General features: G+C 42.2%; 11 protein-coding genes and 1 pseudogene. 1 reads left to right on the top strand and 11 read right to left on the bottom strand.

Annotated features, from left to right (window positions below):
* Positions 1–47: 47 nt before the first annotated feature.
* The 9 genes from IE130_RS00515 to IE130_RS00475 form a co-directional block, all read right to left on the bottom strand.
* Entirely contained in the window at positions 48–356 is a 309-nt protein-coding gene (locus tag IE130_RS00515; RefSeq protein ID WP_010196361.1) for an FtsB family cell division protein, read from the bottom strand.
* 110 nt (positions 357–466) lie between these two features.
* On the bottom strand, positions 467–1,783 hold the full coding sequence (gene eno, locus IE130_RS00510) for a phosphopyruvate hydratase (RefSeq protein WP_189580134.1): 1,317 nt from the start codon (positions 1,781–1,783) through the stop codon (positions 467–469).
* Positions 1,784–2,102: 319 nt separating this feature from the next.
* On the bottom strand, positions 2,103–4,463 hold the full coding sequence (locus IE130_RS00505; protein WP_189580131.1) for a heavy metal translocating P-type ATPase: 2,361 nt from the start codon (positions 4,461–4,463) through the stop codon (positions 2,103–2,105).
* 355 nt (positions 4,464–4,818) lie between these two features.
* Positions 4,819–5,043: a heavy-metal-associated domain-containing protein gene (locus IE130_RS00500; RefSeq protein WP_010196358.1), complete on the bottom strand. Its 225-nt coding sequence runs from the start codon at positions 5,041–5,043 to the stop codon at positions 4,819–4,821.
* 177 nt (positions 5,044–5,220) lie between these two features.
* Positions 5,221–5,475, bottom strand: coding sequence for a heavy-metal-associated domain-containing protein (locus tag IE130_RS00495; protein WP_189580128.1), 255 nt, complete (start codon positions 5,473–5,475; stop codon positions 5,221–5,223).
* A gap of 27 nt (positions 5,476–5,502) precedes the next feature.
* On the bottom strand, positions 5,503–6,378 hold the full coding sequence (gene kdsA, locus IE130_RS00490; protein WP_189580125.1) for a 3-deoxy-8-phosphooctulonate synthase: 876 nt from the start codon (positions 6,376–6,378) through the stop codon (positions 5,503–5,505).
* A gap of 230 nt (positions 6,379–6,608) precedes the next feature.
* Positions 6,609–8,243 carry a CTP synthase gene (gene pyrG, locus IE130_RS00485; protein WP_189580122.1) on the bottom strand — a complete coding sequence of 545 codons (1,635 nt, stop codon included), beginning with the start codon at positions 8,241–8,243 and terminating at the stop codon, positions 6,609–6,611.
* 230 nt (positions 8,244–8,473) lie between these two features.
* The gene (locus tag IE130_RS00480; protein WP_189580119.1) at positions 8,474–9,559 is read right to left on the bottom strand and encodes a porin; all 1,086 of its coding nucleotides are present in this window, start codon (positions 9,557–9,559) and stop codon (positions 8,474–8,476) included.
* A gap of 299 nt (positions 9,560–9,858) precedes the next feature.
* On the bottom strand, positions 9,859–10,995 hold the full coding sequence (locus tag IE130_RS00475) for a porin (protein ID WP_189580116.1): 1,137 nt from the start codon (positions 10,993–10,995) through the stop codon (positions 9,859–9,861).
* A gap of 191 nt (positions 10,996–11,186) precedes the next feature.
* On the opposite strand from IE130_RS00475, the pseudogene IE130_RS00470 reads away from it, so the two are divergent.
* A pseudogene (locus IE130_RS00470) lies at positions 11,187–12,068 on the top strand (IS982 family transposase).
* Positions 12,069–12,295: 227 nt separating this feature from the next.
* Here the strand turns inward: IE130_RS00470 and IE130_RS00465 are convergent.
* Both IE130_RS00465 and IE130_RS00460 read right to left on the bottom strand, forming a co-directional pair.
* Complete coding sequence (locus tag IE130_RS00465; protein ID WP_189580113.1) at positions 12,296–13,405, bottom strand: porin; 1,110 nt, start codon at positions 13,403–13,405, stop codon at positions 12,296–12,298.
* Between the two features lie 579 nt (positions 13,406–13,984).
* Positions 13,985–16,183, bottom strand: coding sequence for a malate synthase G (locus IE130_RS00460; RefSeq protein ID WP_189580110.1), 2,199 nt, complete (start codon positions 16,181–16,183; stop codon positions 13,985–13,987).
* Positions 16,184–16,409 lie beyond the last annotated feature (226 nt).

Here is a 16,409-nt window from a genome sequence, read left to right as displayed (position 1 = left end):
GCAAAGCCATCGTTATCAATGAACACTCATTACGATGGCGTTAAAAATTAGTAGCGACTGTGCGTCGTTGGTGCGGTTGATACTTGGACAAACGTCTCATTTGGCTTAATCAAACCTAAGTCTAAACGCGCATGCTCTTCTACTGCCTCAAGTCCATTTTTTAGATCATAGACGTCAGTACGTAATAAGTTATTTGCGGCCACTTGATTGTCATTTAAGCGTTGCTGATCTTCAGTCTGAGTCAGTAGTTTATTATGCTCAAAGCGCCCATTTTCACCCAGCCAATATTGATATTGCAGTCCTAACAGCACCGCAACGGCTAAAGCAAGTAGTATAAATTGGCTAAAGTATTTCATGTGATAGGCCAAACGATAGAGAGATAATAAAATAAATACCAGCTAAGCTTGCTAGACAATATATCAAAAATGACATATTGCCTAACCTTAGCTAACCTAACCTTAGCTAATTAGCCACGTAGACCGATAAACTCTTCGCGACCACGGTAGCTTGCACGTACTTGTTGCTCGATACGTAATAGCTGATTGTATTTCGCCACGCGATCTGAACGGCATAGTGAGCCAGTTTTAATCTGACCGGCAGCAGTACCAACGGCTAAATCTGCAATAGTGCTGTCTTCAGTTTCACCTGAACGATGCGAGATAATCGTCGCATAACCATTTTTCTTCGCCAAATAAATCGCATCTAGCGTTTCTGACAAAGTACCGATTTGGTTGAATTTAATCAAAATCGCGTTAGCAATATGCTTATCAATACCTTCTTGTAAGATAGCAGGATTGGTCACAAATAAATCATCACCAACCAATTGGACTTTATCACCAATCTGCTCAGTTAAGTATTTCCAACCATCCCAATCAGATTCATCAAGACCGTCTTCGATAGAGATAATAGGATATTGACGCGCCAACCCTACTAAATAATCTGAGAATCCTTGGCTATCAAATGCTTTATTACCCTCGCCTGCCAAGATATATTGACCGTTTTTATAAAACTCACTAGCCGCACAATCTAATGCAAGATGAATGTCTTCGCCTGCTTTGTAGCCGACTTGCTCGATCGCTTGCATGATAACGGTGATAGCTTCTTCGTTACTACGTAGGTTCGGAGCAAAGCCGCCTTCATCACCAACCGCTGTACTCAAGCCTTGTGATTTTAGGACAGATTTTAGACTGTGGAAAATTTCCGTGCCAGCACGTAACGCTTCTGAGAAGCTGGTGAAACCAACTGGCTCAATCATAAACTCTTGGATATCGATTGTGTTATCTGCATGCTCGCCACCATTTAAGATGTTCATCATGGGTACAGGCATGGTCAACGACGTCTGGTTGCGCAAATTGGCGATGTATTGATGTAATGGCAAACTTTGTGACTTGGCAGCGGCTTTTGCAGTGGCAAGAGACACGGCTAGCATCGCATTGGCACCAAGGCTGTCTTTGTTTTCTGTACCATCTAGCGCAATCATGGCATCATCGATACCTTGCTGCTCGGTGACCTCCTTATCCATCAACGCACTGCGAATCTGGCTATTGACGTTGGCAACGGCTTTTTTGACGCCTTTGCCCATATAACGGTTTTTGTCGCCATCACGTAGCTCAAGTGCTTCACGTGAGCCAGTAGACGCGCCACTTGGGGCAGCCGCACGGCCGACAGTACCGTCAGCTAAGATAACATCGACTTCAATCGTTGGGTTACCGCGCGAGTCTAAAATCTCACGAGCACGAATGTCTTTAATTGCGGCAACGTTGGTGGTTTCTTCAGCGTACATAATGTCTGTTAATTCCTTTGGTCATGCCAAGTTTGTGGGATAAATAACGGCAACTAGAATACAAAAAAGATAAAGCAAAATATCATATAGCCCTATACCTAGACCAGATTTTTCTACTGATATACTCGGCTAGTTTTGAGCAGGCTTCAGGGTTTGTTTAGTACTTTAACCGTCAGCTATAGTGGTTGGCATCATAGCATAAATTTCACCAAACTTCCCTTATCTTACATCGACTGGCGGTCACAAAACTACACATAGATAGCCAAATATTAATTATCAATTTGTCTCAGTAGCTAGGATATCAAAAGTAAAATGACTCTTATGCTTTTATTGGGCGTTCCGCTTTAGTCTGAGAGGCAGATACCGTGTTATCAAGTTCAACCTCCGTTTTGAATCGAGTTAGACGTAGCGCATTCATTAATACAGAAATAGAGCTAAGCGCCATCGCAGCGGCGGCAATCATAGGATTTAAAAAACCAAAAGCGGCAAGCGGAATGCCAAGGCAATTGTAAATAAAGGCAAAAAACAGATTTTGCTTAATATTACGTAGCGTGGCTTGCGCAATTTTTTGCGCGGCATCGATATGCATCAGCGACTCGCCCATCAAACGGGCAGAAGCACTATGCTGGGCAACATCTGTGCCTTCAAACATCGCAAAACTGGCATCAGCGGTTGCCATCGCTGGCGCATCATTGACGCCATCACCTGCCATTGCGACTTTGTGACCAGCTGTTTGCAACAAGGCGATTTGGCTCGCTTTATCACGTGGACTCATCTTGCCATAAGCTTGCTTGATACCCAGCTGCCCTGCGACATGATCGACGACGGATTGCTTATCACCACTCATTAAAATGACATTGATACCAGCATCTTGTAGCGCAGTAATGGCCTGAGGGGTATCGGCTTTTAAATCATCAGCTAAAGCAAAAGCACCTAAGGCTTCATCGTTAATACTAATGGCAACGGTACTGGCGATTTGCCATACTTTTGGCATCAGCTTTGGTAGCGTTAAATTAGCAAACTCTGCGGTGCCGACTTTTACCACACCTAAACCTTCAATGCTCGCTTGTATACCAGCGCCTTTAACGACACTAATATCCGTAACATTCATTAATGGCAGATTACGGTCTCTGGCAGTATTTATTAACGCGGTGGCTAACGGATGGCTGGCATGCGCCTCGACGCTGGCGGCAATTTGCAATACATCATCCACAGCAAGCGACTTATCAACCATCACCTTATCGACGATAGTCGGTTTACCAATAGTCAATGTACCCGTTTTATCGAGCACGACCGTATCAATATTACCTGCAGCTTCTAGGCTTTGCGCATCTTTAAACCAAACGCCATGACGAGCAGCGACTCCCATACCAGCCATGATAGCCGCTGGCGTGGCTAAGCCAAGCGCACAAGGACAAGCAATGACCAATACTGATACGGCATGCATTAGGGCAGTATCAACCATACCTGTTAGCCACCATGTGACCCCAAAGGTGACCAAAGCAATCGTTACCACCACTGGTACAAAAATAGCCGTGACTCGATCAGCTAGACGCGCCAAGTCGGCTTTTGAGCCTTGCGCATCGCTGAGGGCTTGTACCATATCACCCAGCTTCGTATCACTGCCTTTAGCACTGACGCGATATAGTAGGCTGCCGTTTTCGACTAAAGCGCCTGCTAGCAGACTATTACCCTCTTCTTTTTTGAGAGGTACTGACTCACCCGTTAAATGACTCTCCACACACCAGCCACTACCTTCGATGACTACCCCATCCGTTGCCACACGGCTACCTTGTTTGGCACGCAAAATATCACCAATTTGCACGTCTTTAAGAGCTACATTATGAAAATCACCATTTGGCTGCTGCTGTTCAACTTCATCAGGCGTTAAAGACAATAATAAATCAATACTATTAAGGCTGTGTTTTTTGGTACGCTCTTCTAAATATTTACCCGTTCGCACAAAAGCAATAACCATCACCCCAGCTTCAAAATACACAGCAGGGCTATTGCCAGTCCCATGACCACCAGCGTGACCACTTTGTAGCAGGCTATTTAACGTACCATCGCCATGCGTCAGCCACAGATATGTTGAATACGCCCATATGGTTACCGTACCAATGACGACCAGCACATCCATATTAGCAAGACCACCTTTGATGGATGCCCAAGCGCTCTTATAGAACGGTAATGCCAAGCCAAATTGTACAATCGTCGCTAGGACAAACTGAATCCAAACCGGTGGCATCCACGCCATACCAAAACCTGTCAGCATACCTGCCATACCAACTAAAAACGGCAGCAAACATAGCCACAAGCCAATCAAGCGCCACGGGTACTGAGTCGCGGTATCTTTATCAGTTTGGGCAAACAAACTATCAGCTGCCTGCAAATTGGCGACGAAACCAGTTTTATTTACCCATTCTGTGACTTGCTCAGGCGTCGTCTGGGTCGGATCATAATCGACATTCGCGGTCTCGCCAGCGAAGTTCACACTCACCTCGTATACCGACGGCTTTTTATTGAGCACCTTTTCAATTCGCGAGGCACAGGCCTGACATGTCATGCCATCAATAGCCAACTGCAAGTGCGCACGCTGCGGCGCGAGCGGCGTATTGGATTGAATGTCAGTTTCTACATCGTAGGCGTTATGATTGTCAGTTTGGGTAGAATCATTCATAAATAAAACTCGGTATGGCGTTTATGCGTTATGGCGTTATAAAGTCGTCTGAGCTAAAACAACAACCCAGTAGAGGGACATCTAAGTCAAGCAAGTAAAACATTCTGCTATTGAATATTACTGTAATCGAATCGAATAATTAGCATGCTATTATCATCAGTAATGGCAATAATGGCAATAATGCTAAATAATGATCATAAATGGTCATGATTGGTAGTCATTCAAATTCTTCAATTTCTTTGACTTCTTCAGCTGTATTGAAAAGGATAGCTCTATATTTTGACGCTACTATCAATAATTTTTAACCATTAAAAAACCAGCCATGATAGCCGGTTTTTTATACAAATGGATAAGATTAAGCGTTAGCAACGGTAGCATCAAAACCAGCGTCATCGATAGCTGATGCAATGACTTCTGCACTGGTTTTACTATCATCAAAGGTGACCGTTGCTTGATTGTCTGCAAGCTCGATACTGATATCATCTAGCCCATCAATATCGGCGGTGGCGTTATGGACACTAGCCACACAACCACCACAAGTCATGCCGTCGATTTTAATGATACGTGTTTGGTTTGCCATGTTCGGCTCCTTATTTTTATTAGTGAAGATAGCCTTGATAGCTGTTCTTTAACATTTACCTTTTAAAGTTTATCAAAGCTACACTAAACAAGCATAAGCGCTATCATCCTAAGTAACAAGACTGTTTGGTTGTCTCTTTATTAAAAGATCTATCATCAAAGAATGTTTTGCTCAACGCTAATCATCATGGTGTGGATTTTGCGGTGAATCGATAGGAAACGGTTGGGTAACATAATCGACCATGCTAATCGCGGCAGTTAAGGCGTGAATACTGGTATCGGTATCATCATAGCGCACGGTTGCAACGTCGTTATCAGGGTCAAGCTCAATCGCAGTGACTCCTGTAATATTCTTAAGTGCTGTCATCAAGCTATCAAGACCTTCAGCGTCATCGATATTTTCGATACTGACTTGTGCAACTTGTATGGCCATTATCTTACTCTCTTATAATCTATACTATTAATGAGTATCTAATATCTCAAAGCCTTTAACGAGATCATCAATTTGCTTAAGCTGACGTAAAAATGGCTCTAACTGACTCATTCTCAAGGCGCACGGACCATCACATTTTGCGGTTTCTGGGTTTGGATGCGCTTCCAAAAACAACCCTGCCAATCCAGTTGCCATACCTGCACGTGCAAGTGTCGTGATTTGCTCACGTCGTCCACCGGCGCTATCACTACGACCACCCGGCTGCTGCAAACTATGGGTGACATCAAAAAATACCGGTATGTCCATCTGCTTCATGGTATCGAAGCCCAGCATATCGACGACCAAATTATTATAACCAAAAGCACTACCGCGCTCACAAAGTATCAGCTTGTCATTACCACCTTCGAGGCATTTATTGACGATATGGCGCATCTCATGCGGCGCTAAAAACTGCGCTTTTTTGATATTAATAATCGCATCGGTCTTCGCCATCGCATGCACCAAGTCAGTCTGACGCGATAAAAATGCAGGAAGCTGGATAATATCGGCAACCTCAGCGACGGGCGCTGCTTGATACGGCTCATGCACATCAGTAATAATAGGCACTTGGAACTTTTCTTTAATTTGTCCCAGCCAATCGATACCCTTCTCTAATCCAGGACCTCGATACGAATGCAGGCTTGAGCGATTGGCCTTGTCAAAACTGGCCTTGAACACATAGCCGATGCCCAAACGCTGACAAATCTCGACATACTGCTCAGCAATTTCGAACGCCAATTCTTTGGACTCTAAGACATTCATACCACCGAACAGCACAAAGGGCTGATCGTTACCAATATTAATGGTGTTATTACTCGGAGTCTTAAGCTGAATATGTGATTGCGCTGTTAATAGATTTTCCATGAAACCCTTGTCCTCATTATTGTTATCAACACGTCTATCCCATATTGTAACCGATAGCCCAATTAAAAAAAGTGTCCAAGCGTAATTAGATATTATCGCTCAGGAAAATATCTAAACAACCATTATCACCCGTCAAATTAAGCAAAAAAAAAGACCAATCCGTAGATCAGTCTTTTTTGGTGAAAATAACGCTTTCACACTATATTTCACAACACTTCACATTTTAACGATTACTTTGTTTCGCTATGATTTTTTGCAGCTTTTACAAAGCTGTTAAACAGTGGATGACCACCACGTGGCGAGCTGGTAAATTCAGGATGGAACTGTACGGCGACAAACCATGGATGCTCGCTAATCTCAACTGATTCAACCAGATGTTGTTTGGCAGAATAACCCGATATCGTCATACCTGCTTGCTCTAATGGCTCGATATAACGATTGTTCATCTCATAACGATGGCGATGACGCTCAGTGATATTGCTAGCGCCATAGATTTGGCTCAGCTTGCTACCAGCAACCAGCTCGGCTTGCTGTGCGCCTAAACGCATGGTGCCACCAAGGTCCGAGTCGTCACTGCGAATCTGTAGCTCGCCGCGCTCATCTAACCATTCAGTGATCAGACCAATAATTGGCTCAGCAGTCTTGCGATCGAACTCAGAAGAGTTGGCATCGATACTCATCACATTACGTGCGTATTCGATAACGGCCAACTGCATACCAAGGCAAATACCCAAATATGGCACGTTGTTTTCGCGAGCATAAGTAATGGCTTTCATTTTACCCATGGTACCGCGCTCACCAAAGCCACCGGGCACTAAGATAGCATCGGCATCATTAAGCTGTGCAAATAAAACATCGTCGCCTTCCAAACGTTCGGCATCGATATAATCAATTTTCACATCTACTTTATGAGTGATACCAGCATGTAATAATGCTTCGTTAATTGATTTGTACGCATCAGGCAGCTCGACATATTTACCGACCATCGCTACGGTGACCGTTGATTCAGGATTGAGCTGGGCTTCAACCACTTTGTCCCAATCGCTCAAATCTGCTTCAGGCACATCCAAACCAAAGCGCTCACAAATCAAATCATCAAGATCTTGCTCATAAAGGGTGCGCGGTATTTGATAAATACTTTGCGCATCTTCACACATGATGACCGCGCGTTCTTCGACATTGGTAAACAACGCAATCTTACGGCGATTGTCTTGTGAGATGTGATGATCAGAGCGGCAAATTAAGACATCAGGTTGTAAACCAATAGAACGAAGCTCTTTAACCGAATGCTGGGTAGGCTTGGTTTTGGTTTCGCCGGCACTAGCGATATAAGGTACCAAGGTCAAATGCATCAGCATGGCGCGATTGCGACCTAGCTCTACTTGCATCTGGCGCACTGCTTCCATAAAGGGCAGCGACTCGATATCACCGACCGTACCACCAATCTCAATAATAGCGATATCATAACCCTCGCCACTGGCAAGGATTTTGCTCTTAATCTCATCAGTGATATGCGGGATAACCTGTACCGTACCACCAAGATACTCACCACGGCGCTCTTTATTCAGTACATTCTGATAGATACGACCGCTGGTAAAGTTATTACTCTTACTCATCTTAGAGTGGCGTAAAAAACGCTCATAATAACCCAAATCTAAATCCGTCTCCGCCCCATCTTCAGTGACGAACACTTCGCCATGCTGGAACGGACTCATGGTACCTGGATCGACGTTAATATACGGATCCATCTTGGTCATTGTCACGTTCACACCGCGCGCTTCGAGTATCGCAGCAAGAGAAGCAGCAGTGATACCTTTTCCTAGTGAGGACACTACCCCACCGGTCACAAATATAAACTTGGTCATAGTACTCTTTCGGTAATTGGTAAAGAAGGATTTTACTAAAAATACGCTACAAAATATAGGGCAAAAGCGCAAACTCTTTAAAACACTCAGTTTTTAACGCTTAATTGTCATAAGTGCGTAATCATCGTAAATACGTAGCTATTATAACCCACTGCGGCTTTAAAAAGGTCACAACAAAAAAACTCACCCCGAAGGATGAGTTTTTTATAATACGTTTTCTAATGTTTAGATTAGAATTTGTATTCAATACCCGTACCTACAATCAAGTCATCTTTGTTATTGTCACGGCTGATTTGCCCTGCATAAATATGACCCGTGGTCGCTTTATTGAATGCATATTCTCCACCAACTGCGATTTCATTTACATCAGCATCTTTTACGCCTTTTTCGTCAGTGGTATTAACATACTGTGCTTTAACTGCCCAAGGTGTTGCACCAACTTTATATTTACCACTAATTAGCCAAGATTTTTCATCTTCACTGGCTTTGTTAACGCGGTTGTTGTTAACGATTCTATAATTATCGTAGTATTGGCTTTGTTGGTATAGAGCACCTAAAGTTAAGCCCGAAACCATATTCATTTTGCCCATATCTAAACCAGCAACCAAACGCCACGTATTATCAATCACGCCAGTATTTACATTGTTAGCACCCATGTCTTTGTCATAAGCACCGGCTAGATAAACACCATTTTTGTCATAGGCTAATAAAGCAGAATAACCGTTATCTTTTACTTTTCTATCACGATAGACTGCAGGCTTCGTATCAGATGCTGCGGAAACGAGAATATCACCGTCGGCATCAGTTTCTGATAATGCGGTAGCTGCCATAAAACTCACTGGCATACCGACAATAACAGGTGATTGATAGGCCACCATATTGTTAGCACGGTATTCACCTGAAACACCCGCATTTTTAATATCAAATAAGCTATCATTAAACACGTCAACTTTGTTTTGTGCAAGTTTCAATGGGGTATCATGGCGTCCCGCTAGTACAGTACCTAAAGTGTTGTGGGCTAAGCCTACATAAGTATTACGTGATCTAAACTGTTGGCTATCGTCATCAACATCAATACCATATTCCAATTGATAGACTAATTTAGTGGTATCAGTAAGATCATCTTCACCTTTAAAACCAATACGTGATTGATTAGAGTTAAGTTTAAATGTATCTTCATCTGTCTTGTTAGCTGCATCGTAGTCTGTACTAACATAATCTAAGGTTAAAAATGCTTTACCATAAACAGTCGGTGCCGCTTGAGCTGTAGATACTAATAGCATTGCGACTGATGAGGCTAAAAATAGTTTTTTCAAAAGACATCTCCACTTTACAATTTTTTTGATAAATTGGCTAAGATTGGCCGATATATATAATGGCAGGGTGACTACCCTATAGAACATTTATATATATGAGCTAGAAGCATTACTTAGACACAACTTTACCAACCAAATATTACAGTAAGGTGAAAAAACCAAAGTTTACACAAATGTTATTATTAATTTTACGGATTCTGTTATTTAAGACACGCTGTTGTTCAAGACACAGTATTGATTACAAAACAAAAAAACCCACCCCGAAGGATGAGTTTTTTATTTAGATTCTAATGGTTAGATTAGAATATATACTCTAGACCAGCACCGACCACGAAGACGCTAGCATCACCACGCGCTCTGACAAGAATATCTTTATCACCGTCATCTTGACCAGCAATCAAAAGATCATTTTTTAAGTCTGCAGTGTTATTACCGACATAAGCATGTGCAATTATATTCTTTCTAAAGCTATATTTACCGCCTACGACGATTTGATCTGAATTATTTTCATTAATGCCTCTTAAGTTATCCGTTTTATTGTACTGTGCATATATTGAGGCTGGACGAGCGAGGTTACTTAGACCCATCTCAGCACTTAATATCAATCCTTTTTCAGTTTCATTAGTATCATCAAAATCAGCTTGTTGGTATAGAGCGCCCACTTTTACTGGATAAGCAACATAATTACTTAGATCGACAGTAGCCGTCCCACGGATCATATCGCCGCCCGTATTAGTACTACTGGGATTTTTAGTAGCCAGATCACTCTGATAAGCAACACCAGCCGTAAAGCCATTGCCTGGATTAAATAGTAATGAGGCACCATAGCCGCTGTCACGACTATTATCGTCAGATATAAAGTCTTCATCAGCACCATACTGCAACGCAAGCTCTAATGGTAACTCATTGTATTTAGGCGCTTTCCAGACGATAGAGTTATTAACTCGGTAACCATCAGCTAAGGTTAAAGCATTGGCTAGTGTATTTTTGCTTAAACTACTAGCACCCACATTGTCCCAGTAACCTTCATTGACCGTGACATTATCGATATAATCAACGACTGAGTAGTTACGACCAAAGCGGAATTCGCCAAGGTCTTTATTCTTTAGACCCAGATAAGTATCACGGCTTTTAAAACCGATGTTACTGCTGCCACTATCATCAACCTTGATTCCATACTCTAATTGGTAGATCACATCAGTATTGGCAGTCATGGCTTCAGAACCTTTGAAACCAATACGTGAAGATTTTGATGCGATTTCTACTGAACTGTTGTCTTCATTAATGCTTATACTACTATCGTCCATAGTTTCTCGTTCGAATGAAGCATTGACATAGTTGGCGGTAACAAATGCTTTGCCATAAACAGTCGGTGCCGCTTGAGCTGTAGATACTAATAGCATTGCGACTGATGAGGCTAAAAATAGTTTTTTCAAAAGACATCTCCACTTTCGTTAGCGTGAATTGAAAATAATTAAGAGTTATTGATAACCATTAACATCTAGATTATTATTACGTTAATAAGGCTAACTGTCAATACCCCACTCTCAACTTCGAAAGTGATTGAAAAAAGAAGAGCACCTCACTAATCTATTGTTTTCGACCAAGAATACAATGGAGTTGTGAGATGCCCATAGACGAATTTATCATCAATATCTATTTAATGGTAGAGCAATATTACAAAATAGTCGTCACCAAACCCTTGCGAAGTGCAGGTTACGCGCCAAAGCTAAGTGATCCTGAGGTTATTTGCATGGAGATGGTCGGTGAATTTTTACACCTTGATCAAGACAAACAAATTTGGCAATACTTTACCCAGCATTGGCAAGACTGGTTTCCAGCCATCGGCTCATACCCTAACTTCGCAAAGCACTGCGCCAATCTGTGGCAAGTCAAACAGCAGATACAAGATAAAGTCAGTGAACTTGAGGGCCGTGACAACATTCATTTTATGGATGGCTTTCCGATACCCGTCTGTCATTATGGACGCGCTTATCGGCATAAAAACTATCAAGACTTAGCGGCTTTTAGCTACTGTGCGGCTAAGCAAGAGAGGTACTATGGCTTTGAAGGACATTTGCTTGTTAACTTATCGGGCATGATTAAAGGCTTTACCTTTGCTCCTGCCAATGTTGATGAAAGAGCGGTTGCCCCAGAAATCACCACTCATATTCATGGGCTACTTGGCGCTGATAAAGGGTATATCAGCCCTAGTCTGACATCGTACTACGACGCTCAAGGCGTGGATTTACAAACGCCACTCAGAGCCAACATGAAAGAGGATAGACCCAAACCTGTGGTAAGGCGGCTAATGAAAGCCCGCCGTATCGTTGAAACAGTCATTGGTCAGTTATCAGAACGATTTAATATACAAAAGGTACGAGCAAGAGATTTATGACATTTGTCTCATCGATTGATTCGTAAGATTCTTTCACACAATCTGTGCTTTGTACTCAACAAAAAACTTGGTAACCCGCCTCTTCAGTTTGATTTGCTTATTTCAAGTTGAGAGTGGGGTACATTTATATATATGAGCTAGAAGCATTACTTAGACACAACTTTACCAACCAAATATTACAGTAAGGTGAAAAAACCAAAATTTACACAAATGTTATTATTAATTTTACGGATTCTGTTATTTAAGACACGCTGTTGTTCAAGACACAGTATTGATTACAAAACAAAAAAACTCACCCCGAAGGATGAGTTTTTTATAATACGTTTCTAATGGTTAGATTAGAATAAGTATTCTAGACCGCCACCGATAGCGAGTACATCAATATCACCACGTAAGTCGATTTCATTAACATTGCCGTCTTCGTCTCTCGAACCAAAACGACCATTGTTTAATTCCGCTGAATTTAGACCAGCATAGGCATGAGCGATCATATTATTTTTAAACGCATATTTGCCACCTACAACGACTTGATTTGAGTCATTATTCTCAAGACCACTGATATTGTCGGTTTTGTCATACTGAATATAAACAGAGGCTGGACGGGCAAAATTCGAAAGACCCATTTCAGCACTCACCACTAAACCGTCCTCTGTTGCAGTAGTAGTACCGGCATAGTCAGCTTCTTGATATAGAACGCCTAACTTTACAGGAGCTGCGATATATTTACCTAAATCGACGCTAGCACTGCCACGGATAATATCACCACTAACACTCATGTCTTGCTCATAAGCAATACCAGCGGTAATGCCTGTACCTGGATCAAACATCAATGAGGCACCATAGCCTGCGTCACGATCACTCTCAGATATAAAGTCTTCATCAGCACCATACATCAGCGCAAGAGCTAATGGTAGGTCATTGTATTTAGGCGCTTTCCAAACGATTGAATTATTGATACGGTTACCAACGGTCGGGGTCAAAATATTAGCAAAGCTGTCGTTGTTGTTCAGAGTACTAGAGCCAAGATTATCCCAATAACCTTCATTAACTGATACGTTATTGATATAGTCAATGACTGTGTAGTTACGACCAAAGCGGAATTCACCGAAGTCTTTATTTTTTAAACCTAAATAAGTATCACGACTTTTGAAGCCAATGTTATCGCTACCACTATCATCAACTTTAATGCCGTACTCTAATTGGTAAATTACGTCAGTGTTGGCCGTTATCGCTTCAGAGCCTCTGAAGCCTAAACGTGAAATATTAGAATTAACTTGTAATGAACCGTTGTCTTCATTAATTCTGTTATTATTATCCATATTCTGACCATCAATTTCAGCATTAACGTAATCAGTAGTAACGAATACTTTACCATAAACGGTAGGTGCTGCCTGTGCTGCAGATACAGATAGGGCGGCGATTGCTGTCGCTAAAAGTAGTTTTTTCATGGGGTATCTCCACTTTACAATTTTAGTAATGAGCGAGCTATGATTAGCTGGTACTCACAATGGTATCGTCACAAATCCTCAAAAATATAATGTGTAACTGGCTACCGAGATTAGTCAGAAACAAGTGTGGCGAAGTTTTATCACCGTAAGATGAAAAAAAACTGACTTACATAAATAGTAGTAACTACGTAACCATTATGTAAACCTGAGTCTTTAACGCCCTATTGTGTAACATCCGTTACCAAACTCATACTTCAGCTACAAGCATAACAACTTTGACATAATTTGCAACATATTTTTATGTTTTAGTGGCGATAATTGTTGGAATGCACAGCTAATATGAGACTTAACCTTAGTTAAAGGGTATACAGAAATACTACTGCTATTTGCTTAAGTAAATACAGAGACCGCTCATAAAGAGTAATAATAAAATGATACAAATAGTATTAATAAGTGGCTTTTTAGTGGCGGAAATAAAGTAAGAGGCAAAAATAAAGCGCTACTTATTAATAAATAAGTAGCGCTAATAATGAACTATCAGTCTTACTGAATAGATTTAATACCAATCATCACATCAATTTAGCAGTTGGCTTTTAGATCAAGGCGTGCTTGATGCAATAATGGCTCAGTATAGCCACTAGGCTGCTCGCGACCTTTAAAGACTAAGTCACACGCCGCTTTAAACGCATAAGATTGCTCAAAGTTATCTGCCATTGGCTGATAATCAGGATCGCCTGCATTTTGCCCATCGACGACTTTTGCCATACGTTTCATGGTATCCATCACTTGCTGCTCGCTGACCACATCATGATGCAACCAGTTGGCGATGTGCTGACTTGAGATACGTAGGGTCGCACGATCTTCCATAAGACCCACATCATTGATGTCAGGGACTTTAGAACAACCAACGCCTTGGTTTACCCAACGTACGACATAACCTAGGATACCCTGAGCGTTGTTTTCAAGCTCTTGCTGCTTCTCTTCTTCTGTCCAATTGGTATTTTTCGCTAATGGAATGGTCAAGATGTCATCTAAACTGGCACGCTCGCGTGATTTTAGACTGTCTTGAACCTCGGCGACGTTCACTTGATGATAGTGCATACTGTGCAAAGTTGCCCCTGTTGGTGAGGGAACCCATGCGGTACTGGCACCAGATTTAGGATGTGCAGCTTTAGTATCCATCATCTCTTTCATCTCATCAGGCTTCGCCCACATGCCTTTACCAATCTGAGCGACACCCTGTAGGCCAGTCTCCAGACCGATATCAACGTTCCACTGCTCGTAGGCTGGCTGCCATGCTTGTGATTTCATGTCACCCTTAGGGACAAATGGGCCTGCGTTCATACTGGTATGCATCTCATCGCCCGTGCGATCTAAGAAGCCGGTGTTGATAAAGATAACGCGCTCTTTTGCTTGGCGAATGGCTTCTTTTAGATTGACCGTCATGCGACGCTCTTCATCCATGATGCCGATTTTAAGGCTGTTGCGCTCAAGCCCTAATAAATCTTCTGAAGCGTTAAACAAGTCATTGGCCATTTTGACTTCTTCAGGGCCGTGCATTTTTGGCTTCACAATATACATCGAGCCTTTACGTGAGTTTGATAGCTCGTTCTGACCTTTCAAATCATTGAGCGTCAATAGTGGCGTAATCAAGCCATCCATTAGACCTTCAAAGATTTGTTCTTGACCATTACCCAAATCTACTAAGATTGCGGGGTTTTGCATCAAGTGACCGACATTGCGAATAAGTAATAGTGAACGGCCAGGTAAGATCAGCTTTCCACCATCTGGGGTGTTATATTCGCGGTCTGGGTTTTGCTTACGAGTGCTGGTCTTGCCTCCTTTTTCAAAGGTTTCTTGCAAGTCGCCATTCATTAGACCCAGCCAGTTGCGATATACTTCTACTTTTTCTTCTGCATCGACAGCAGCGATTGAATCTTCACAATCCTGAATCGCCGTAATCGCTGATTCTAATAACACATCTTTGATGTTTGCTGGGTCATCTTTACCGACCGGATGATTAGCATCGATTTGAATCTCAGCATGTAAGCCGTTATTTTTTAATAAAATACCAGTAGGAGATTCAGCCTCACCAACGAAACCAACAAATTTGGCGGTATCTTTTAGCTCAGTGCTGCTATCGCCTTGGACGATTTCAAGTTTGCCATCGACCACTTTAAAGCCAGTCACATCGTTATACGAGCCTGACGCTAAGGCAAAATGCTCGTCTAAAAATGCTTTGGCATAGGCGACAACTGCCGCACCGCGAGTCGGATTATAGCCGCCTTTCGCTTCTTGTCCATTATCATCACTAATGACATCAGTACCATACAAAGCATCGTATAAGCTGCCCCAACGAGCGTTCGTCGCATTGAGTGCGTAGCGAGCATTTCGGACTGGCACGACCAGCTGTGGCCCTGCGATATGAGCAATCTCATCATCAACGTTTTGCGTGCTAACTTTAAAATCATCGCCTTCTGGTAACAGATAGCCAATCTCTTTTAAGAATGCTTTATAAGTAGGGTAATCAATTTCGCCGTCTTTGGCAGAGTGTTGCAGGTGCCACTGATCGATCTGCGCTTGAATCTTGTCACGAGTTTCTAGCAGCACTTTATTACGCGGAGTAAATTCTTTGATGACTTTTTCAAAACCTGACCAATAACTTTCTGAATCAACACCGACTTTCGGCAGCACTTCGTTTTCAATAAAGTCATACATCTGCTGGTCGATGGCAAGAATGCCTTTTTGAACACGGTTGGCGTTAGAAGACTGGCTCATATTGTTATCCTTATCTGTTCGTGAGGTGTGTTAATGCTAGGTTGCTACTCTAATGGTTGGAAAATGTGTGCCCTTGCAGCATTTATGCCTAGTTTGCTTTACAGTGGATAAATAGCAAACATAACAGTATGTACTGTCAGCTATAATCGGGCAGCTGCTCATATGATATCTGGTTAGTGCAAAACCTGTTTGATGCAACATCTGGTTAATGTAGCATCTATAATTT

The sequence above is a fragment of the Psychrobacter glaciei genome, assembly GCF_014652895.1.
GTDB lineage: Bacteria > Pseudomonadota > Gammaproteobacteria > Pseudomonadales > Moraxellaceae > Psychrobacter > Psychrobacter glaciei.
The sequence above is the reverse complement of the archived record's forward strand: the minus strand, read 5'-3'. Positions and strand labels throughout refer to the sequence as shown.

Excerpts from the sequence above, each read along its gene's own strand:
- kdsA (WP_189580125.1), bottom strand. The coding sequence starts at position 6,378 with ATGGAAAATCTATTAACAGCGCAATCACATATTCAGCTTAAGACTCCG.
- IE130_RS00460 (WP_189580110.1), bottom strand. The coding sequence starts at position 16,183 with ATGAGCCAGTCTTCTAACGCCAACCGTGTTCAAAAAGGCATTCTTGCC.
- IE130_RS00505 (WP_189580131.1), bottom strand. The coding sequence starts at position 4,463 with ATGAATGATTCTACCCAAACTGACAATCATAACGCCTACGATGTAGAA.
- pyrG (WP_189580122.1), bottom strand. The coding sequence starts at position 8,243 with ATGACCAAGTTTATATTTGTGACCGGTGGGGTAGTGTCCTCACTAGGA.
- IE130_RS00515 (WP_010196361.1), bottom strand. The coding sequence starts at position 356 with ATGAAATACTTTAGCCAATTTATACTACTTGCTTTAGCCGTTGCGGTG.
- IE130_RS00500 (WP_010196358.1), bottom strand. The coding sequence starts at position 5,043 with ATGGCAAACCAAACACGTATCATTAAAATCGACGGCATGACTTGTGGT.
- IE130_RS00465 (WP_189580113.1), bottom strand. The coding sequence starts at position 13,405 with ATGAAAAAACTACTTTTAGCGACAGCAATCGCCGCCCTATCTGTATCT.
- IE130_RS00495 (WP_189580128.1), bottom strand. The coding sequence starts at position 5,475 with ATGGCCATACAAGTTGCACAAGTCAGTATCGAAAATATCGATGACGCT.
- eno (WP_189580134.1), bottom strand. The coding sequence starts at position 1,783 with ATGTACGCTGAAGAAACCACCAACGTTGCCGCAATTAAAGACATTCGT.